We start from the raw sequence: 19911 nt of genomic DNA on the forward strand, positions 1-19911 counted from the left end.
CTTCGCAAAACTTGAACGGTTAGGCGGCAGCGTTCGAAGACGTGCCCATCGAGGTCACCGCGTTGTATGCAGCCTTCGCCTGGGCGATGATGTCCGCGATCAGCGCCTTGACGTTGGCCGTCCAGGTGACACCGATCTTGACCGCCACGGCTTCGAGCGCTGCCAGCACGCCGGCGAGCTTGCCCGCACCGTTGGCCGAATCGCCGATCTGGGCATAGGCGTTCTCGAACGTCTGCATCAGATCCGGGATGTAGGATACGATCTTCTTCACGTCCGACACGACCACACCGACAGCGGTGATGGCGGATTCGACAGCGACTGCGCCTTGCACCACGGCCGAGGCGATTTGAGTGAGGGTCAGCATTGCTTGATTCCTTTTCGTTGGTTCAGTTGATGAGCCCTTGGGCTCGGAGGGTTGAGAGACAGGCAGCGACAGCTCGACGCTTGGCTTGCTCTTGAGCAAGAGACTTGTCTGCGTCAACTGCCCAGTCTTGCCAGGCACTGGCGTAGGCGCTGACTTGAACGAGATCACGCTCGTCATCAGGAAGTTTCGGATACGCTGGATTGTGACCATAGGGTGCGTTCTCGCCGCAATTAACGTTCGGAACCAGCTGACGAGTCTGCGCGATCTCGCGTTGCATCGAGGACTTGTCCTCGTGCGCGCAGGCTGTTGCCAGCAGCGGCAAGCTGAGCATGACGGTCATCCGCAACAGTCTGCGCATTCGACACTCCCTCATCGATGTTGGCCTGACTCTCACGCGAGGTCTGAGCCGCTACCTGGTTGATCTTGTTCTCGATGGCCACAGCTCGAGTGTTGGCGTCTTCCAGACCCACGGTTGCATCCTTCTTCTTCCCGAACAGACTGGTGATGAAGTTGTATGCACCGTTGAGTGCCGAGAAGACTGTGGCCAGCAATGACCAGCTCATGGCACGTCCTTGTAGAAGATGTGGCTTCCGATCTGAACCGTGCGGGTAGCGCCCTTGGTCCACGCAGGAGCAGCGATGCTCTTTGCGTAGTAGTGCGTCGCACCCATCGTGATGTCAGGCTGGAAATTGGCGAGAACCAGGAGCGCCGCATCCTCACACTCCTGGTACTCGGACTCGGGAATTCCTCGGGAACCAGAAAGGAAAGGGTAGTTCGGGTCATTCGGGTTCCAGCAACTGAACTGGAACTTGGCCCGGCAGACGCTTGCGTAATCCTTCCCCCACCATGTCTTTGGGGAAAGAACTCGGTTTTTGATTACCCAAGCGACCGCTATCTTCCCTGTCTTGCTCTCTCCTCGGGCTTCCCCCCAGAGAGTCCTGGCTACCACATCCAAATCCCCATCAGTATATGTTGGGTTTGTAACAGACACAATGCTTTCCTCCTATTGTTGCTGCGTTGAGGACTCCTCAGCGGAAGATTTGTCCAGCTTCGGCTGGTCGATCACCCGACCAATGACACCGGAGATGGCAACGAACGGCGCCAGTCCCCAGAGCATCCAGTGACAGTGGTCCTGCCAGGTTTGCGGCATTGAGGCAAATGCGGCCGGGATGCCACCGGCCAATGCCAGTGCGTGGGTGCAGTACCACTTCCACCAATCCTTCGCATCCGGAACCAGGGGAATGTTGATCAGCGCCATGTCACTTCCCCGTGAAGATGGAGAGCCAACCGGCTTTCGCCGCAGCGATCGTAGCGACCAATCCCAGCAGTCCGGTGAGAGCAGCCCACACCCAGCGGCCGGCGGTGCCTGCGCCTTCCACCTTGTGCTTGATCGTCACGAACTCTTGAATCGTGGGCGACTGGTCAGCGAGTGAGTTCTCGACTTTCTCCATCCGGCCATCGAGCTTGGAGAGCGTCACTGTCTGCTCTTCCATCTTCTCGTACTGGTCCTTGCGTGCGAGTTTGGCTTCGATCAACTCATTCTTGATGTGGCCCATCTCGGTGACGAGAACAGCGAGTTGAATCTTGATATCTGTGTCTGGCATTTCACGGCCCGTAAACGAAAAAGGGCGGACCTCCTTGTGGGAGAGTCCGCCCGTGGTGACTGAGAAATACCCCCGTCACTGGGTTGCATAAACTTCTCAGATGATACGGGAATTACTCACCTGCCTCTAGTTACTGGTCAGTATTTCCTGGCTCTGTTGCATCCTGGTCAGGAAGGTATGGCTCGATCTGCGCCCGGTCCTGCTCGTAGAAAACTCGAGAGGTATGGGGCAGGAACTTGTTGCCGTTCTTCAGCCAGTCAGCGAAGGAGATGTATTCCCAAGGTCCATCAACGTTCATGAGCATGTCTCCTTATGCGAACTCATAGACGAGGCACACACCCTGGGTTCCATCACCACCCTTCTGTGCTGCATTGCCACCGGCCGGTGCGTTGCCGCCACTACCACCTGCACCGTATCCGGAACCAGGAAGACCCGGCGCCGCAGTGGCACGAGGGACGCCGCCTTGACCGAGCGGGCTGTTCGCACCATACCCGCTGGTGGAGAACGAGCCGGGGGTAGTGACCAATCCGACCATGAAACCTGACCAGCCTGCGAATGCGGCGAGCACAGCACCAGCAGTCACAGTCGGGGCGACAGGCGGCGATGCATTCGGGAAGGTGTTGAGTAGCGTCACCGACCAGCCAGCCGCAGCACCATTGCCACCCGGACAGGTGATCAGCGAACCGAAAGAGGTTGTGCCGCCTGCAGTGCCTGCGCCGCCAGCTGGTCCACCTGCACCAGGTGCGCCGATTGTCACCGTCACACCATCGAAGCCAGAGGTGAGATACACCTTGGCATAGGATCCGGCCGAGCCACCGCCTGCTGTGGCCGACTGGCTACTGGCTGCTGCAGGCACACCACCGCCGCCACCCCCACCACCAATCGCCTCGACAATGACAGCATTGGTGCCGGCCGTCTTGTTGTAGACTTGGGTGGCCGTGATGACTCGGACATTGAGCAGCCGGCCGGGAAATCCTGTCAGCGTGCCGGTAGCAGTCAGATCCGTGAACTTGCCCGAGCCCGGAGTAGTGCTGCCGATCGCACCAGGAGATGCCAGATTCGGCGATGTACCGTCCGTTCCCTTGGCTCCGTCTGCACCCTGGTAGCTCACGTTGTAGCTCGTGACCGTGGTGGTGTCGGTCAGCGTCAGGACCGTGCGTACCCATAGGTATTGGCCCTTGGTCAGCGTCGGAATCGTGCTGGTCCAGGTACCCGTGGGTGTCGTCGTACCGCTTGCCGACATCTGGTAGGTGACGGCCACACTCTGGATACCGCGGCCGGCTGCACCCGCATCACCATCAGCGCCGTCCGTTCCATTCGTTCCGTTGGTGCCATCAGCTCCCTTGGCCCCATCGAGAGGCTGATACGCCACCGAGTAGGCAGTCACGGAAGTCGCATCTGTGAGCGTGGTGACCGTGCGCGTCCACAGGAATTGACCCTTGGTGACAGCCGGAACAGCGGAGACCCAGGAACCAGAGGGAGCACTGGTACCGCTCGTGCCAGCCTGGTAGGTAACTGCCACCGTGCTGACACCCTTGCCATCTTTCCCGTCTGCGCCATCGGTGCCATTGGTACCGTTGGTGCCGGTGACAGATGCCAGTGTGAAGAGGTCAGCCCAGTTGCCGCCAGTCTGCCGCCACTGCACGGCCGTCGACGTTTTCTGGAGCTCGACTGACTTCCCATCCGCTCCGGCCGGCGCCTGGAATTCCACCCAGTGTGTCGGGTCATCCTTGGGTGCGATCGTTGACAGATAGGGCGTGCTGCCCTTGGCAATCCACATCGACGTGTTGCCGGAACTGTTGGGCGAGAACGTGTAGTCCGATGGGTTGTAGGTCGTGCCCGATACCCAGACTTGGCGGTTGGTCAGTCCGGTACCGGCCGCTCCATCCTTGCCATCAACACCGTCCTTTCCGTCTGCTCCAGCCGGTCCACGCTGCGCTGCTATGAAGTCAGCTTGCGTGCCGGTGTTACCCAGCGCCAGCCACAGCGCATAGGTGGACTGTCCGTCATGACCATCGACGCCGTTGGTCCCATTGGTACCGTCCGTGCCGTCTTTACCATTGGTCCCATCTTTTCCGTCAGCACCATCTTCGCCATCGAGACCTGGCTTGCCTTGCAGTGATCCGAGAAAGTCAGCCACCGTACCGGTGTGGCCTGCTGCCACCCAGACTTCATAGGCTGACTTTCCGGGAGCACCGTCATGGCCATTGCTGCCATTCGTGCCGTTCGTCCCATTGGTTCCGTTGCTGCCGTCTTTACCATCCTTGCCCGGTTCTCCTTGGGGACCAGTGTCTCCCTTGAAGAAAGGCACGAAGCTCACATCGAAGATCTCGTTCGATGCTTCATCCTCGAACTCGATGCTCAGGTTGTATTGGTTCATTGCGTCACCCGTTCGATCACAGCAAAGCACTGAGTCGGCGAGCTCACGACATTTCCCCCGGCATCGGTCATCTTGATGTCCAGATACACCTCGGACACCGGCCACTTCACCGTCTCGGCAGGCAATGCAGAGAGACGAATTTTGCCGGTGGCCGCATCGAGTACCGTGACACTCAGATGCTGAACCAGGGAAAAGCCAATGGCACTGCGCAGATCAGCAGCGACTTGCCAGTCACCCAGCGGCAAGGGATCAGCCCCGTTCTTGACGGTCCCCGCCCAGCTGAACGTCTGGCCACGTTTGAATGTCCTCATGTTCTTGTCCTTGTGAATGTGGGCCTCGATGATCTGAGGCCCACTCGGTCTTACATCGGCGGCAGGGTGTAGGTACCCGAGCCGGCCGAATTCGGGCCGGTGCCCTGATACAACAGGTTGGCGCCGAGGAAGAAGCACGGATCCGTGTTCGTGTCCGCCGCGTTCTGGCCATGCCGAATGATCTGCAGGAAGATCGTGTCACCCTGCTTGTAGGAAACCGGCGTGGTGAACGTGATGGCGTAACGCTTCTGGGTGTATTGCGCACCCGCTGCCACCGTCACAGTCTGGTCAAGTGTGGGCGTCACCACCGTGGCACCGCCACTCGTCTCAGGCGTGCCGGCCGTCACCCGGATCTCGAAGTTGTAGTTGGCGCCAGACGTGCCATTCGATCCGATGAGCAGCTCCAGGCCCGTCAGATTGCCGGCATCCAGGTCATACGGCGCCGGGACGATCGCAGCCACCGACGAATCGCCGGAGTCAGCCATGGTCGGTGCATTCCACTGCAGAGCGTACTTGGTCACCGTCATGGTCGAGTCAGCGACGAAGGCACCGGCCGGCAGATTGATCTTCTGGTTTAGCCGGTAGACGTGCGTCTTGTAGACCTTGCCATTGACGTAGTCGACCAACTCGCCGTCCCACATCGAGCTGCCCGACACCTGGTGCATGCCGCCTGCCTCACTTACGTAATGCAGGAAGCGGGTCCCCTTGAGCCCATCGTCATACTTGGCCGGGCCGGCGACGTGGCCGAGCACCGTATGGTTGGACGGTTGCGAGCCAACGTTTTTCACGTAGAGCGCCGTACCCGTACCACCTGCTTGCACCGACGAGTTGATGAAGTCGATACGGCTGTTGTCCGTCTCGGCGATCTGCACCATGTCGCCGTTATAGATCAGGCCCACCACGACACCGACGAATTGCTGGGTGGCCGGCACGTTCGTGCCGTTGCCGGCTAGAACCAGACCATGGGAGTTCTGACAGACGGCCGACACACCCCAGATGTACTCGAGGTCGATGTAATTGTTCGCGGAGAAGTTGCCCGGTGTACCGCTGGCCGAGTCCACACGCACAGCCTGCACTGTCACGTTGCGGACCTTCACATCGACATGAGCGAACTTGGTGTTGTCCAGGTGGACGGCGGTTGCCGCCAGACCGTTGCCGTCATACTCGATGTTCTTCGTGCCACCACCCCAGATGCCCTTGCCCACCGTGTCAGGCTTGACCGTGAACATGGTGGCACCTGCCGCACCCCGCCACTGGATCGTGGGCATGGCCATGACGATGCCGCCACCATTCGTGTTGGTGGAGATGTCACCCCGGACTTCTGCCATCAGCATGATCGGGACATTCACGACAAGTGCCGTGGCCAGTGCGAGCTTGGAGCCAGGCGGGATGGTAATGCGTCCGCCATTCGGGAGCGCTGCGATCGCAGACAGGAATGCGGCGTCACTCACCGTGCCGGCAGTCGGATCGAAGCCGGTGAAGTCGGCGAGCGACACCGTATCCTGCAGTTTGCTCTGAACCGTCCGAGCCAGGGAACCGCTCGTGCCTTGACTGAAACCCTTGTAGGTCTGCAGGACAAACTGAGCGAGCTTGGTCAGGACAAGACGGAACTTGCCGCCGCTCTGCTCGATGGCCAGGGTCTCCGAGCCATCCAGCGCAGCAGCGTCATCAACAGGATCCATCGGCAGCACGATGCCACCGGCAGTCTCGCCGTCATGCAGTCGCAACTCCTTCGTGTCGGTCACGAAGGTCAGCTCAGCTTCGGCACCGGTGAAGGCGTCGTGCTGAGCTGCGGTGCCTCGACGGAGGCGAAGTGTGTTGCTCATAGTTCTGGTTCCTTAAACGAGGGTTCCGAGATCGAACGTGTTGGCCGGCGCATCGGTGACAAATCCCAGATCGATGTTTGCCGCGGTGAAAAGTGTCTGGACACCCTGAAGCGAATCGGAGACAGCAGCTGCATTGGCCGCACTCTGCGTCGCACTGACAGCTGCAGCTTCTGCTGCATCCTTGCTGTTGCTGGCGTTGGTTTCGGATTGCGTGGCCGAAGCGGCCGCATCACTTGCGGTTTGGGCCGAAGCTGCGGCCGCATCCCGTGATGTGTGGATGTCGGTCACGATCGGATCGACGTTCTCGCCCAGATAGGCGATCGTGTCGAGCTGGTCATAGACCGACTTGACCACGGTGTAGGCCGTGCCCAGTGCCTTGTCTACGATCTCCGGCCCGGCACAGGTCGGGTCAAACGTGTTGCGCATTCCCATATCAGATCCATCCGTTTTTGTTGAAACGCTCGTTGGTGGTTGAAGTGCTCGTGCTCACCAGATCCTGCTGCACGACTTCTGCGCAGGCGGCTTCGTACTGGGCCTGGTGTGTCTGGGCCATGGCCAGTGCTTCCTGGGTCTTCATCTGACCGAAGGCCCGATAGCCGATCCAGTCACGCAGGGCCGGCACCAGCACCTCGGGCAGCTCGATCTCTTGCGTGAGATCGGCAAGTGTCAGCGTCGGATGCTTGGCCTGATAGCTGACCGAGAGCACGACACCGTCTTGCGGGTGCGGTACTTGAAGCACCTTGCCTTGGGGGGTGAAAAGCGAATGGGGATTGCCGTCATCGTTGAGCGGATATTGGTAGCCGTAGCTGTTGAACACAGCCAGGATCCGGATCACGTCATCGGAGAACTTCTCCAGCGGCATGTCCCGGATATAGAGGAACGGCTGCGTGGCCTCTTCCCCTTGGCTCACAGCGAAGCGTGCGTCCAGGTGGTAGTTGGTGATCCAGCTCTTCAGCTCGATGAGGACATCGTTCTCCTTGAGCAGGAAGCGGGTGTAGAGCTTGAGCAGCCCATCGTTGGCGAAGCGGATCAGCCGTTCCTTGCCCGCATCCGTGATGGTGCCGTTACCCTCACCTGCCCAGTGCAGGATCGAGAGCTCGCCGAAGGAGAGATCGGCGAAGAGTTCAGCGATATTCATTCGAGCCTCACACGATGTAGGTCGCTAGTCCACTAGGTTCCGAGTGTTGCTCCTCGTCCTCGTAGATTTGCACTTCGTCTGGTGTGGCCGGCGCTGAATCAGAAGGTCGCCACGGCTTGAGGAACGCCAGCATGCTGACCGTATCCACGAAGTCGTCTTTACCTTTGATACCCGACGAGGTGACCAGCTTGATCTGGCCCATCGCCTCACCCATGATGACGCTATGCTTCATCTCTTCTGGGAAGAACATCTTCCCAGCCTTGAACCAAGGAACAACCAGATTGAAGCGGGAGAGCTTGTCGGTGATTGGGCGTATGCCAGGAGAGCCACTCTTCTCGCTGCTCGCGAAGCTGAACCAGATGTTCCTGCTGATCTGTTCGTTCTGGAGCCAGGAGATGAAGCCCTGCTGCTGTCCCGTGATCTCGATGCCTACCTGCTGCGGTTTGTACTCCTGAACGAGACGGAATAGGTCATTCAACGTCTTGTCCATTTTCTGGCGCTGACAGATTCCATCAACCCAGAACCAGTCGCCGTTCGAATTGTATGCCCAAACACTGATGACGGAGAAGTCAGCCGTGGTTTTTTCACTGGTGGCGAAGTCTGTGGTGATGTAGAAGTTGAAACTGTTTCGATTCGCCAACAGATTCTTGCGCGAGTACCAGCGCACTTCCCCATCCTGCACCAGGCGCTCTTCGTCCGAGCTGATCCGGAGCATCAGCTCCTGCATGAATGCAGCGAGCTTGCCGTTGCCCAGGTGCATGTCGTACTGCTCTTTGATGAACTTGTACGTGAAGCGATCGGGCCAGGCGCCGACGAATTCCGACTCCTCGCACGGGAAGCGCTCACACACCGGCCATACGTTCACGTCCCACTGGCCGGACTCGACCGCCTCGATCAGGATGTCTTCCTTGTTGAACGGCGTGCCGTTGAAGACGATCTTGCGCTTGGTCGGATCGAGCGCGTGATTCACGCCCTTGTAGACCGTGTCCTTGATGGCGATCATCGCGGCCTTGGACTTGGAGTCGTCATCCGACACCAGGTCATCGAGCACGCAGAAGGTCGGCCGCTTGCCGAAGATCTTCGTCCCCCGGATACCAGTCTTGGCGCCGAACATCTTGACGCCCAGACGATGGCCGTCCTTGGACTTGAACTCCAGGTAGTTGTCCGTGAAGGTGGCTTCCGGGATCCAGTGCTGCAGGAATTCCGAGTTGTTGTAGCGGAATTCGATGTTCTTGCGTGCCGACTTCACCCCGTTGTCCATCGAATCGGACACGTAGATCATGGCCTCGACCTTCCCGAACTTGGGGATATAACCGAAGACCGCCAGGAACAGAGTGAGGTATTCGAAGAACAGCGTCGTCTTCGCAGCACCTCGGAAGCACAGATTGGCGATGTAGTCCGACTGCGAGTCAACCACCTTGTCCAGCATCTTCAAGTGGACCGGCGGAGTTTTATGAGATTCACCCTGCTCGCCATTGACGAGCTTGATGAAGTTCATAAAAGTCAGCGCGAATTCGCTTGGTTTGTAGCTGAGACTGTTGAGTTCTTGGTAGTTGACCTGGTCGAGCCATACATCTAGCTCTTGTTTGACCAGTGTCATGGAATGTCTTTCGCCTCCACGTCAGTGACATCGATCAGACGTTGTGCTGCGATCTCTTTCGCCGGCACTCCCTGATCAATGAGTTCACGTTGTTGTTGACTCATCTTCGTCAACATCTCCTTGAGTTCTGTCATTCCCGAACTCTCTTTCAGGTCAATCGGAAGCAATGCCTTCACTTCCTTGGGTTTGCTCAGGTGAGTAAGCAGTGAGTTGGCGGCATCCGTGCGCACCTTCTCACTCTGCGCACTTCGCATAAGAGTGGCTTGCGTGGTGATGGCCTCCTGGTAGATGTGAGCGTTGAGCACCCAGCTGGGCACCAGGGTTTGTTCCAGCACCAGGTTCACGAGTTTGTTCTTGGCATACGAGGAGCTGTAGGCCGAGATGGTTTTCTCGTCTGCCCCGTTCTTGAGCAGCGCTGCCATGCGATCCGGGAACGTCTTGAAGTAGGCGTCCTTGATCGAGTCGTTCATCATCCGGTAGCTGACGAAGGTCACGGCCCGGATGTAGTCGGCGAGCTTGAACTTGCCGTCCTTGAGGACAGAGCTGTAGCTCACGAAGTTGTTGCGCACCTGCTCGGCAACGAGCGGATCTGCGGCGATGTTGTTCACGAGGTCGACGAGATCCGGGGTCACCGCACTCTTCAGGTTGGCGGGCACCGCTCGTTCGACGACTTCTTTGGTGAGTAGCTGGGTCATGGCGTATACATATAGAGGGGGAAGGCCGGCGCCCTCCCCGTTGGTTCAGTCTGCGAGTGCGTCCTTCAGGCGCATCTCCAGGATCCAGACGTATTCCTGCATGCACGCCTTCTGCGCCATCAGCCTGCGCTGAGCACGAACCTTCAGGTTGTCGTAGTGCTGGGTGAGCAGGAAGCGCTCGAGCTTGGCGAGTTTGCCGGCCTCGTGCTGGAGCTCGGCCTGCAGGCGTTCGATGTAGGTGGTCTCACGCGGCTCGAGTCCGATGGAGTAGCTGCGCTCGAAGACACCCTTGGGCGACCAGCTCATGTAATAGCTGTGATCGGACGTGACGCTGTCGGGATACTGGACGAGGTAACCCTCGTCGGTGAGCGGACGGCTTTTCTCATCGACCTTGATACCCATCAGTGCGACCCAGTCGCCGAAGGTGGCCGGTTTTGCATGGACCGCCTTCGTGCCGACATAGGTCTTCACATCGGAACCAAGGGAAAGGATCTGGCCATCCGGCTCGGGCGCGGCGTCGATCTTTGACAGGCGCCAGGCCAGCACCGTACCGAGTGCCTTCCACACTTCGTCGGTCGCACGTTCCAGGGCGAACTTCTCCCCCATCTCCTGGTTGAAGTTCTCCTTCGAGACGCACGCGCTTTGCCCTTCAACCGAGAACCGGCCCCCGAACAGCTCGATCTGGCACACGGTCGTGCGGCCATTCGGCAGAACGGTGTAGGTCACCTTGCTCTCTCGGATGGCGCGCTCGACATCGGCCAGGCTCACGCGAGGAGCCTTTGCTACGGCCGCAAGTTTTTCTTCAGAGACTTCCATTGATCTGGCCCTATTGGCAGGAAAGAAAGGAAGAAAGTTTCCTTGTTTCCTTGGTTGGTTAACGGTATAGTCCGGTCTTGGACTATATGCAGTCTAAAGTCTAATTCAAGATATGTCTAATCTTTCTCTATCGTAAACGACGATTGGAGGGCTATTCCTATGGCGAACAGCAGGGGGAAGACTAGACATTATGGTAATAATGTCAAACTGACCGACACAGACCGTAACATTTCGAGCGTAATACGTTGTATTCCTTACCGTCTGATGTTAACGTTCTTCCGTGGAGCCCAGCTCCACACGCGGAAGAGCCGGAAGTAGCTTCGATTCGAACCCTAGCGGGCGTGGGGATATAACCACCGCAGTTCCAGCTGACGCACTCCACTACCGGGGTTTCATGCTTTGCCCGGTAGTTCAGCCAGTGATGGGATACAGAGCCTGAACTGTTAAAAAGTCAGGAGCCAAAGGAGAGCACTCAGATCCCCGCTGATGCTCTCCTTTGTCTTTGGTGGGTCAGTCCTTCATGAGCTCGGCCAGACCTGGGAAGTAAATGTCGCAGCGCTCATATACCGGCGCCGTCTTCTTGGGACAGTTCGCCAGTCGCTGACCGAGCTCAGTCATGGGGAAGTCGGGGCCTAGCTTCTCAACCAGTCGTGCCGTCTGGTACTTCCCTCGCCTGTCGCACCTGGAACATACGACCTCCAACTCAGTGGCTCGCTCGGCCACGTCCTGCAAAGCAATCGATCCGATCCTACGCATGCTGCTCCCTTCGGGTGGAGCCAGGGAAAAGACCGGTAGTTGCAATCCTCCTGGCTCAAACCATCCTTCCATATGAACGCGAGGGTTGCCCCCTGGGCAAGCCGAGTCCAACTCAGTCACTTATCAGATGTAGCGATTTTCTCGGTCAGATGCCGGAATCTACAGGCGGAGCATCCGCCAACCACTCCAGTAAATCGCTGCGAGCCTTGAACCGTGGACGTTCCAGCCATGCCGTGAACGCCGGCGCCCAGTCATCCCAGACATAGTCGTCTAGGTCGAATCCCTCATCGAGCAACCCCGAGTCATCCTCCCGAAGAAAGGCGAACTGGACTTGATCTCCATCCCAGTACGCCACGATCTTGTCATCGAGTTCGGCCGTTACACCCCGCGGTTGATCTCGCAGAAGCATGCCCAAGTTGGTAACGAAGTCAGCTGAGTTCATGTGAGTCTCCAGTGAATACCAGCCCACAGCAGCTTTCAGGCCGCTCTACCCCCGCCTATAGAGAAAAATTCTCGCCAAATTTTTTGGCCGACCCGGATTCTCGTGTGCCTAAAAAAGAGGCAGAGGGTTGGGGGAATTCTCATAGTTACGTCACTGCGTAGGGTGTGGCCCTCCAGCTTTACACGCGTACACATACCCCCCCGGTATCGAATCTGTATGTGGAATTGCATGGCCCCCTTGTTGTACACGAGGTACACACGCCCTACGGGCTGTGCAGAGCGCTCACATGGTGTGAGTGCAACGCTATTCGGAGGCTGTATGGACCACTGGGATGAGCTTGAGTATGAGTTGTATCAGATGCAGCTTGCAGAGGATGCAGGTTGTGCTGCACATGTGACCGTTGGGTATCTGCACCACGTACACACACATCACACTGTGGATCAGGACTTGTCTGTTCCCTTCTAACTCAGCCACCACTGAGTACACGTTGAGTTGCTGCTCATGCCTATATGGAGTGAGGTGAGTTGGAGTGTCACTAGGCTCTGACTCATCTCCAAGTTGGTCCTACGGACCAGTCGAATCTCTTTCATCGTTTTTCTTGGTCTGGCCTAAACCCTAGGTCGGACCTTCTTCTTTCAACTTATCTCTATTTGGAGTTCTACTATGGCATCCGCACGCATGACGTTGGGCACGATCTTCGGTACGGTTTCGGACACGGCAGTTGCCGTCAGCACCACGCTTGGCGCAGTCACTCAAGGCGTGGAAATGCTGGACAACTACGTCAAGGAAGCTGTCTACAAGCAGCAGCAGCGCAGCATCGCTGAGATGAGCTCGTTCAACGAGAAGCTCATGGAAGAACTGGCGCAGGAAGACACCGTGCGTCAGATCGCAGTCCAAGAGTTCATGGGCAAGAGCAACAAGCATCGTGAGCTCTACATGGCCAACTACAACCGTCTCGGTCGTGTTCTGGCTGCATCGAAGAACGAGAAGTGGGAGGACGTGGCCGACGAGGCACACACTCCGCTCAAGTCCGTCGCTGCATAAGCGCAGTCAAAACCTTCGGTCTGCTCAGTCCTTCGGGATTGGGTCAGGCCGGAGCATTCACCTTCGATAGATAGTGCAGCGATCCGCGTCAGCGGATCAGGCATTACCCAGTCTCACCTTCCGGACCAATCGGACAGTCAATTCCCTGAGTTGACTGCTCTGTTGGTCCTTTTTTATTTCCCCGAGGATTATCATGAAAGTCCAAATTAATATCGTCATCGCATTACTCATGGTCCTGATCGGCTTCGGCTTCATTATCTGGAGCGTAGCTCAAATGACCTTCGTCATTCCCTTCTATTCAGACTGGAGTGATGTGGCAGGATTGGCAATGGGCATTACCAGCTTCATGATGGCATTCATGGCTTACACCGATCTGCAAACCATCGAGTTGCGAACGTGAGTTACACCCAATGCAACGCACACGTGTATGCGTATTGGATCGAGCAGTTGCTCGCTGATACACATGTGTCGCATGTCTTTGATTGGCTTAGACATTTAGGTCTGGAACCAAGGGCATAAGCTCACGATCCCCATAGTCAGTAATAGCCCTACGGGCTAGGTGAGGAGTTTCTCGCTCCTCATCCTTTTCACATCTCTCAGGTGGTTCAAATGCCCAAGAAAAACCGTGGTGTTCAGTTGCTTTTGCTCATCGCCATTGCTGGTGGTGTGGCATGGCAGCAGGCCGGCTACTACGCATCGGACGTGGAAGCAGCCAATGCAGGAGCCAAGGCAATCACCAGTGGCAAGGCATTCGCACGGAAGTTGATTCAAGCGTAGTGCAGTTGTAGTTTGTTCTGGGGGTCATCTGACCCTCAATCTCTCTCTCTCAATTTCTCAAGGAGTATCACCATGGCCGTTCAACGCAAAGCACTCTTCTCCGCCAACGCAGCACCGCAAGCTGGCGAAGCACCGAAGAAGAAAGCCAACTTCTGGATCAACGTGGGCCTGACCAAGATGGTCGACGGCGAGGAAGTGTTCCTGTCCCTGCCGCTGGGCATCCCGCTGGACACGCAGGAACCGCTCGACACCCGCTCGAGCAACCGTGACTTCGCCCAGATGCAGGCTGCACGCAACAGCATCGTCGAGCAGCTGAAGACCTACGCCGAGTCCATGGCGGCAGGTGACGAAGTCATCATCGACCTCCAGGTCCAGCTGCGTCGCGTCAAGGAATACGACGCGATCAGCACCAAGCCGGAGGAGAACAAGTTCGCCATGGACTTGCAACTCGTCCCGGCCAAGGCTGCGTAAGCGAGCCAAGAAGTAAACCCAAGTCTGAGGAGAGTGGCTATACTGCGCTCTCCTCAAACTTATTTCTAATCGGATAGTCAACTTATCTGGCCCTAAGTAGAGCCGGATGGACGATTTTGGCTATAGATAGCCCAAAGGATAAGAGTCGTGGCAAGAACGCCCATTTACGCGGGGATAGGCAGTCGCAAGACACCGCATGAGCTGCTCGAAATCATGCGCCAGATCGGCAAACAGCTGGCTCAGGATGGTTGGATTCTGCGCTCCGGCTTCGCAGATGGGGCGGACAACGCATTCGCTGCCGGCGCCGAACATGCAGCCGGTCACATGGAGATCTTCATCCCATGGCCGGGCTTCAACAATGCACCGGGTGATCATGAGGATGTGATCGTTCCCTCATTTACGGATGAGATGGAACGCATCGCACGAGAGCACCACCCTGCTTGGGGAATCTGCCCACCGGGTGTCAGACGGCTGCACATGAGGAACGTGTGTCAGATTCTCGGCGGTGATCTCAAGACGCCAGCCGATCTGGTCATCTGCTGGACACCCAATGGCGCTGGCCAAGGTGGCACCGGACAGGCCATCCGCATTGCACTGACGCACAAAATCCCGGTGTTCGACCTGGCGCTGGGCCAGAAGACATTCGACGAGCTGTGTGAGTACACCGAGCAAGTCGAGAAGAACTGCAAGTAGGGACTCGTCCAGGTCGTCGCTTCGCTCCAGACCTGGCCTCGCGCTTGTTTTCAGAAAGCTAACAAGGAACCTTGGAACCAAGGAGAAAGTATGGTCATCACCCTGCCCGCTCAGACTGACACGGAAAACACCGATCCGACCAATGTCCAGTTCTCCATGGGCGGCCCGCTGCTCGTCATCGAGCTCGACAATCCTTACCGACTGGTCACTGTCAGCTACGCCAAGCTGCTGCGTGGTCTCATCGCCATCAAGGATCCGGAATGAAGCAGCTCTATGCGCCCAACGGGAAGCTGATCCTGGGCACCTATGACAAGGTGCCTTGCTGCTGCAACACCAGTGGCTGGAGTGATCTGGGAGATCCCATCTTCAGTGGTGGTTCAGACATGTACTGGGACGACTCGACAACTCAGCTCACGCCTGAAGGGGAGATGCTGGTAGTTGATGAAGACGGTGACATCTGGGCAAAGAATCTCTGCACGCTGCGCTGAACCAGGAGGAAAGAATGTCCGAACAGGAATTCGAGAAGTCTGTGCAGAGTGAGCTCCTGACCAAGTTCTATCAGGCTTATGTCAAATGGCTGGACGAAGGTGCGCCGATTTACCACACGTTCGACCGTCATCATGGCCTGTGTATGAACCTGAAGAGGTGGTCGAACAGATATGCACAGGTGGAGTACGGGAGCCTGATTGATGAGATGGCCAGACAACTCGAAGATGTTGGCCTAGGCTTTCTACATCCCTTCAACGACAACTCATTCAGCTTCAATTACGAGGCGGATCGTGGTGAGTCGCACCTCAACCCGAAGCGCATCCAGTGGGTGAGAGACCATGCGCAACTGTGACATCTGCGGCAAGCCGGTGATCCTTGTGCCATCGGCTCATGAGCGTGCACGTCGGTATGGAGGCTCATCGAAAGAATACGAGAGCATCTTCAATACCCACATGGGCTGTGCCATCTACAAGCGCAGCCAGGAATCTGTCGAGCTGATGAGGAGGCTCAATGTCGCATGACATGCCCTTCACCATCTCCGCGGCCGAAGGTCGCTGGCCCAACCGGATCTACTTCGAGGTGATGCCGGGCAGCGTGCTGTATCAGTACCTGCCCAAGGAAGAGTACATCGATTGGCTGTATGAGGCTGTGCAATCCGATGAGACTGTGGCAGCTGAGATGAGCAAGATCGCCGAGGCCATCATGGATGGCAAGCAGATGGTGCGTATTATCGTGCCGGATCGCTTCAACGATTACCGGGGTCAAGCGGTCCTCGCCCTTCTCAAACAAGCCATACAGACCAACTCGTGACACGCGAAGAAGAACTTGCCAGCTTCATGCTCAAGGATTACTTGAGCTGGCTGGTCACCGAACGAAAGAGCCATTGCTTGAGCCACGCAAAGCTCTATGTCAAAGCGCATACGCCAGTGCCCTCGAAACCTTACATCGAGCGGGTGGCCTATGCCCTACTCAAACAAGGAAAACACGCATGATCTTCGTCTTCGGCAGTAACGAGGGTGGCATCCACGGCGCCGGCGCAGCCAAGGTGGCCATGATGAAACACGGAGCCAAGTGGGGTGAGTTCTTCGGTCCCACGGGCAATGCTTTCGCCATTCCCACCAAGGGCGTCAAAGTCATTCACCACCGGGCGCAGGCGGCCGACGGTCAGTATCAAGGTCCGATCGTGGGTGACACGCTGAGCCTGGAGCGCATCGCCATGTACGTGGCCGGCTTCATCGACTATGCCCACCGACACCCGGAGCTGGAGTTCCAGGTCACTCGTATCGGCTGTGGTCTGGCTGGTCTGCACGATGTGGATGTGGCGTACCTGTTCACTCTCGCACCGAACAACTGCTTCTTCGATGAGAAGTGGAAGGACATCCTGGGCGATGACGCTCGCTACTGGGGGACATTCTGATGCTCGCCGATCTGGGAACCATCAAGACCGAGTTCGTGCTCAAGACCAGCAAGGGTGTGGAAGTGGAGGTTTTCGAGACTCCGGAAGCTGCACAGGAGTGGAACGACAAGCGTACCAAGGCCATCACTGCACGCGGTGGTGTGGTCCCCTCTGTGCATCTGGTCAGGCGTGTGATCACCGAAGAAGAATTCTTGGTGTGAACTATCCAAGGAACCAAGGAAAGAAGATGTCAAGAAAAATCCTATGGAGTGGTCGAGGCACTGTCGGATACGAATGCAGCAGCATCGGCGATAAGCGTTTCAGCGCATTGTTCGCCAAGATGCCTGACGGCCGCACCATTGAACAATGGTATCAGTGCGATATTAAGGGCTACGACATCGGGGGCACCAACTGGCGAGCTGGTAAAGGGAATGCGCCGCACTTTCCGTATCCGCATGATCATCTCTGGCAGATGTACCTAGGGCTCTGGCGAATTTGGGCACTACACCATGAGCAGGATCTGCTCGATTTGGCTGAGCTTGCGCAAGCGAACAGCTGGACCCTCAAGGACACTTACGCTAACACGCAGATCAACCAGGCACACGCTCTGGCCACCATCCTCAACGAATGGGTATTCCAATGAACGAAGCTAAGAAGGAACACCAGCTGGAGCTCGAGCGTCTGTTCAGCAAGAATCAATTAATGCCTCGCATGCGTGCTGAGTTCGAAGCCGAGCCGGAGATCCTCGAGCATCTGAAGGCCAAGGAGATCCCGCAGGCATTCGGTATCGATCTCCTGGTTCAGATGGCCCTACACAAGCGCTGCGATCTGCAGACGCTGGTGGGCACGTTGCGTCACCACTGTGACAAGGCCCAGGAAGTGGCCGATCTGATCCTCAAGTGCGTGGAGGCCGACCTGTGCGACTACAACGATGCGCTGCGGCAGTTCATCGTGATCTTCGAGATCGATGCCAAGACGCAGGAGGAAATCGATCGCTTCCAGTATCCGCTGCCGATGGTGGTGGAACCCCGTGAGCTGAAGCACAACGCACAGGGCGCCTACCTGCTCAACAACTGCAGCGTGATCCTGCGTGACAACCATCACGAGGACGATGTCTGCCTGGACCACCTGAATCGCATGAATCAGGTCAAGTTTAAGATCAACTTCAACACGGCGCACCTCATCAAGAACGAGTGGCGCAATCTCGACAAACCCAAGGAAGGAGAAGAACGCGGTGAGTTCGAACGCAGAAAGCGTGCTTTCGAGAAGTTTGACAAGACTGCTCATGCAGTCATCGATGTACTTATTCGGGAAGGGAACGAGTTCTACTTCACGCACCGACCCGACAAGCGGGGCAGAACGTACTGCCAAGGCCATCACGCCAACTACCAGGGCACGCCCTGGAACAAGGCAGTGATCGAGTTCGCAGCTGGTGAGGTGACCAAGTGAAAACAGTCATCTCCACGCAAAAATTGTGGGCAGCAAATGCCAACGGCCGATACATGTGGTGCATCAAGACTACCTTCTCTGATGGCACCACTGAGTGGAGATATGTCGAGTGATGTACCCTACCCGTCCATATGATCCGCTCAATGAGCGGGCCAAGGAACCAACGAAGGAAGGAACCAAGGAATGAACCGTCTCGAGCTGTGGCTGCTCCGACTTCTCGTGCGCAAGGCAATCGCACTGGCTCGCCATCGACTGATCACCGTCCTGATGGTGGAAGCGCACCGAGAGCATTGGCCGGAAGACAATCTTCCGAACATTCAGGCAATCATGGCGAATGCTGTCAAGTCAGCAGTCGACAAGGCACGCTTCGAAGTCACGGCCACAGTTGAGAATGACATGCAAGTAACCAAGGAATGAAGGAACCAAGATGAATCGACTTCATATCTGGATACTGAGGCTGCTAATTCGACGAGCAGTTCGACACAATCGTCACCGACTGGTAACGAACTTGTTGACTGAGGAGCATAGTCAGCAATGGAAGGACAGGGACTACCCAGGCATTGAAGAAGCTCTCACTGCCTGTGTTCGTACTTCTGTGCTCAAACTCAAGGACGAAGCTCCTCATTAGTTAGACAAGGAACATTTCTTCCTTGGTTCCAAGTATGAAAGCAATGAAGGTTGGTGTATGTTAACCAAGGAACCAACCTTCATTGGAGTTCACATTGAACACAATCGTGCTCGCTTCACTCAAAGGTGGAGTCGGCAAAACCACGCATGCAGCGCATCTGGCAGTCGCTCTTGATGCGCTCAATGACGGTCCAGTCGTGTGCATGGACCTCGATCCTCAAGGCACCTTCGCCGACTGGTGGAACGACCGCAAGGCCGAGACACCCATCTTCGCCAAGGTGGAGGACTACACCGAGCTGGAAGCCAAACAGAAGAAGCTGGCCAAGGCCGGCTTCAAGTGGCTCATCATCGACACGCCACCCCAGACCGCGGACATCAACCGGGAAGCCATCCGGCTGGCTGACATGGTCATCATCCCGTGCAAGCACGGCAAGGGTGACATCAAGGCGTCGCTGTCGACTGTGCGCATCTGCGAGGAGCTCAAGCAACCCTTCTACTATTTGCTCAACGAGAGCAAGGGTAAACGCGCAGCTGAAGTGACCGTCAAGAAGATGGCCGCATTCGGCAAGGTCATGCCACAGGTCATCCCCAACCTGAATGGCTACTGGCAGAGCATGTACACCGGCCAGACGCTCACCGAGCAGACCAAGGGTACTGGCGCCATCCTCATTCATGAGCTGGCGCAGTTCGTGGTCGAGCGCTTCGACACCCCTGTCGTGCAGGAGAAGGCATATGCCTAAGATGGCCTGGGAAGAGACCGATATCGTTCAAAAGGGTGATGCCACGCCTGCTCGCACTGCCCAAGGAACCAAGGAAGAAATCAAGGAAGCTTTGAACCAAGGAAGGAAGCGTCCTTGGGACGGGCACGATGACTGGGTCAAGGTGAACTACGAGGTGCCTGAGCGGGTGCAGCTGAAGCTCGGCTGGCTGAAAGGGCAGCAGCGCATCAAAGTGATCAAGGCATTTGTCGCCGAGGCATTGGAACGGGAGGTGGACAAGCTCATTGCTCGAGCCGAAAAGGAGGGCTACTGAG

At 57.0% G+C, this 19911-nt stretch carries 32 protein-coding genes; 17 read left to right on the plus strand and 15 right to left on the minus strand.

From position 1 onward, the window contains the following. Window positions 1-19 precede the first annotated feature (19 nt). From QCE83_RS34265 to QCE83_RS34330, 15 genes are all read right to left on the minus strand, one after another. Window positions 20-364, minus strand: coding sequence for a hypothetical protein (locus QCE83_RS34265; protein WP_309821256.1), 345 nt, complete (start codon window positions 362-364; stop codon window positions 20-22). Between the two features lie 230 nt (window positions 365-594). After that, complete coding sequence (locus QCE83_RS34270) at window positions 595-927, minus strand: hypothetical protein (RefSeq protein WP_309821257.1); 333 nt, start codon at window positions 925-927, stop codon at window positions 595-597. Then, entirely contained in the window at window positions 924-1355 is a 432-nt protein-coding gene (locus QCE83_RS35205; protein WP_404986198.1) for a cell wall hydrolase, read from the minus strand. Before QCE83_RS35205 ends, QCE83_RS34270 begins: the two co-directional genes overlap by 4 nt. Before the next feature lie 12 nt (window positions 1356-1367). Then, a complete protein-coding gene (locus QCE83_RS34275; RefSeq protein ID WP_309821258.1) occupies window positions 1368-1622 on the minus strand; it encodes a hypothetical protein in 255 nt (84 codons plus the stop codon). A gap of 1 nt (window position 1623) precedes the next feature. Then, window positions 1624-1968 (minus strand): hypothetical protein, encoded by a 345-nt coding sequence (locus QCE83_RS34280; protein WP_309821259.1) that lies wholly within the window; start codon window positions 1966-1968, stop codon window positions 1624-1626. Between the two features lie 130 nt (window positions 1969-2098). Further along, the gene (locus QCE83_RS34285) at window positions 2099-2266 is read right to left on the minus strand and encodes a hypothetical protein (RefSeq protein WP_309821260.1); all 168 of its coding nucleotides are present in this window, start codon (window positions 2264-2266) and stop codon (window positions 2099-2101) included. Between the two features lie 12 nt (window positions 2267-2278). Next, the gene (locus QCE83_RS34290; RefSeq protein ID WP_309821261.1) at window positions 2279-4348 is read right to left on the minus strand and encodes a hypothetical protein; all 2070 of its coding nucleotides are present in this window, start codon (window positions 4346-4348) and stop codon (window positions 2279-2281) included. Then, window positions 4345-4659: a hypothetical protein gene (locus QCE83_RS34295; protein ID WP_309821262.1), complete on the minus strand. Its 315-nt coding sequence runs from the start codon at window positions 4657-4659 to the stop codon at window positions 4345-4347. The genes QCE83_RS34290 and QCE83_RS34295 overlap by 4 nt, the downstream gene beginning before the upstream one ends. A gap of 50 nt (window positions 4660-4709) precedes the next feature. Then, on the minus strand, window positions 4710-6485 hold the full coding sequence (locus tag QCE83_RS34300) for a hypothetical protein (RefSeq protein ID WP_309821263.1): 1776 nt from the start codon (window positions 6483-6485) through the stop codon (window positions 4710-4712). 12 nt (window positions 6486-6497) lie between these two features. Beyond that, the gene (locus tag QCE83_RS34305; RefSeq protein ID WP_309821264.1) at window positions 6498-6917 is read right to left on the minus strand and encodes a hypothetical protein; all 420 of its coding nucleotides are present in this window, start codon (window positions 6915-6917) and stop codon (window positions 6498-6500) included. A gap of 1 nt (window position 6918) precedes the next feature. Further along, window positions 6919-7623, minus strand: a complete 705-nt coding sequence (locus QCE83_RS34310; protein ID WP_309821265.1) for a DUF6682 family protein — start codon at window positions 7621-7623, stop codon at window positions 6919-6921. Between the two features lie 7 nt (window positions 7624-7630). Continuing rightward, on the minus strand, window positions 7631-9223 hold the full coding sequence (locus tag QCE83_RS34315; protein WP_309821266.1) for a hypothetical protein: 1593 nt from the start codon (window positions 9221-9223) through the stop codon (window positions 7631-7633). Beyond that, the gene (locus tag QCE83_RS34320; RefSeq protein ID WP_309821267.1) at window positions 9220-9918 is read right to left on the minus strand and encodes a hypothetical protein; all 699 of its coding nucleotides are present in this window, start codon (window positions 9916-9918) and stop codon (window positions 9220-9222) included. The genes QCE83_RS34315 and QCE83_RS34320 overlap by 4 nt, the downstream gene beginning before the upstream one ends. A 45-nt stretch (window positions 9919-9963) precedes the next feature. After that, entirely contained in the window at window positions 9964-10734 is a 771-nt protein-coding gene (locus tag QCE83_RS34325; protein ID WP_309821268.1) for a Gp49 family protein, read from the minus strand. A gap of 901 nt (window positions 10735-11635) precedes the next feature. Continuing rightward, window positions 11636-11932: a hypothetical protein gene (locus QCE83_RS34330; protein ID WP_309821269.1), complete on the minus strand. Its 297-nt coding sequence runs from the start codon at window positions 11930-11932 to the stop codon at window positions 11636-11638. A 663-nt stretch (window positions 11933-12595) separates the two neighbouring features. Between QCE83_RS34330 and QCE83_RS34335 the strand changes: the two genes are divergently transcribed. From QCE83_RS34335 to QCE83_RS34415, 17 genes are all read left to right on the plus strand, one after another. Beyond that, window positions 12596-12976 (plus strand): hypothetical protein, encoded by a 381-nt coding sequence (locus QCE83_RS34335; RefSeq protein WP_309821270.1) that lies wholly within the window; start codon window positions 12596-12598, stop codon window positions 12974-12976. Window positions 12977-13169: 193 nt separating this feature from the next. Further along, window positions 13170-13376, plus strand: coding sequence for a hypothetical protein (locus tag QCE83_RS34340; protein ID WP_309821271.1), 207 nt, complete (start codon window positions 13170-13172; stop codon window positions 13374-13376). Between the two features lie 209 nt (window positions 13377-13585). Then, complete coding sequence (locus tag QCE83_RS34345; protein ID WP_309821272.1) at window positions 13586-13753, plus strand: hypothetical protein; 168 nt, start codon at window positions 13586-13588, stop codon at window positions 13751-13753. Window positions 13754-13825: 72 nt separating this feature from the next. After that, window positions 13826-14224: a hypothetical protein gene (locus tag QCE83_RS34350; protein ID WP_309821273.1), complete on the plus strand. Its 399-nt coding sequence runs from the start codon at window positions 13826-13828 to the stop codon at window positions 14222-14224. Window positions 14225-14371: 147 nt separating this feature from the next. After that, the gene (locus tag QCE83_RS34355; RefSeq protein WP_309821274.1) at window positions 14372-14917 is read left to right on the plus strand and encodes a hypothetical protein; all 546 of its coding nucleotides are present in this window, start codon (window positions 14372-14374) and stop codon (window positions 14915-14917) included. Window positions 14918-15007: 90 nt separating this feature from the next. After that, complete coding sequence (locus QCE83_RS34360) at window positions 15008-15181, plus strand: hypothetical protein (protein WP_309821275.1); 174 nt, start codon at window positions 15008-15010, stop codon at window positions 15179-15181. Continuing rightward, window positions 15178-15405, plus strand: a complete 228-nt coding sequence (locus QCE83_RS34365; RefSeq protein ID WP_309821276.1) for a hypothetical protein — start codon at window positions 15178-15180, stop codon at window positions 15403-15405. Before QCE83_RS34360 ends, QCE83_RS34365 begins: the two co-directional genes overlap by 4 nt. A gap of 14 nt (window positions 15406-15419) precedes the next feature. Continuing rightward, the gene (locus QCE83_RS34370; RefSeq protein WP_309821277.1) at window positions 15420-15758 is read left to right on the plus strand and encodes a hypothetical protein; all 339 of its coding nucleotides are present in this window, start codon (window positions 15420-15422) and stop codon (window positions 15756-15758) included. A gap of 158 nt (window positions 15759-15916) precedes the next feature. After that, window positions 15917-16216, plus strand: a complete 300-nt coding sequence (locus tag QCE83_RS34375; RefSeq protein ID WP_309821278.1) for a hypothetical protein — start codon at window positions 15917-15919, stop codon at window positions 16214-16216. Further along, the gene (locus QCE83_RS34380) at window positions 16213-16398 is read left to right on the plus strand and encodes a hypothetical protein (protein WP_309821279.1); all 186 of its coding nucleotides are present in this window, start codon (window positions 16213-16215) and stop codon (window positions 16396-16398) included. Before QCE83_RS34375 ends, QCE83_RS34380 begins: the two co-directional genes overlap by 4 nt. Further along, window positions 16395-16823, plus strand: coding sequence for a hypothetical protein (locus QCE83_RS34385; protein ID WP_309821280.1), 429 nt, complete (start codon window positions 16395-16397; stop codon window positions 16821-16823). The genes QCE83_RS34380 and QCE83_RS34385 overlap by 4 nt, the downstream gene beginning before the upstream one ends. Then, on the plus strand, window positions 16823-17023 hold the full coding sequence (locus QCE83_RS34390; protein ID WP_309821281.1) for a hypothetical protein: 201 nt from the start codon (window positions 16823-16825) through the stop codon (window positions 17021-17023). The genes QCE83_RS34385 and QCE83_RS34390 overlap by 1 nt, the downstream gene beginning before the upstream one ends. A 26-nt stretch (window positions 17024-17049) precedes the next feature. Next, the gene (locus QCE83_RS34395; protein ID WP_309821282.1) at window positions 17050-17445 is read left to right on the plus strand and encodes a hypothetical protein; all 396 of its coding nucleotides are present in this window, start codon (window positions 17050-17052) and stop codon (window positions 17443-17445) included. Next, window positions 17442-18251 carry a hypothetical protein gene (locus tag QCE83_RS34400; protein ID WP_309821283.1) on the plus strand — a complete coding sequence of 270 codons (810 nt, stop codon included), beginning with the start codon at window positions 17442-17444 and terminating at the stop codon, window positions 18249-18251. The genes QCE83_RS34395 and QCE83_RS34400 overlap by 4 nt, the downstream gene beginning before the upstream one ends. A gap of 183 nt (window positions 18252-18434) precedes the next feature. Then, a complete protein-coding gene (locus QCE83_RS34405; protein ID WP_309821284.1) occupies window positions 18435-18668 on the plus strand; it encodes a hypothetical protein in 234 nt (77 codons plus the stop codon). 305 nt (window positions 18669-18973) lie between these two features. Beyond that, on the plus strand, window positions 18974-19618 hold the full coding sequence (locus QCE83_RS34410) for a ParA family protein (protein WP_309821285.1): 645 nt from the start codon (window positions 18974-18976) through the stop codon (window positions 19616-19618). Beyond that, window positions 19611-19910 (plus strand): hypothetical protein, encoded by a 300-nt coding sequence (locus QCE83_RS34415; RefSeq protein WP_309821286.1) that lies wholly within the window; start codon window positions 19611-19613, stop codon window positions 19908-19910. The genes QCE83_RS34410 and QCE83_RS34415 overlap by 8 nt, the downstream gene beginning before the upstream one ends. The last annotated feature ends 1 nt before the right edge of the window (window position 19911 follow it).

This window comes from Caballeronia sp. LZ034LL (genome assembly GCF_031451215.1).
Taxonomy (GTDB): Bacteria; Pseudomonadota; Gammaproteobacteria; order Burkholderiales; family Burkholderiaceae; genus Caballeronia.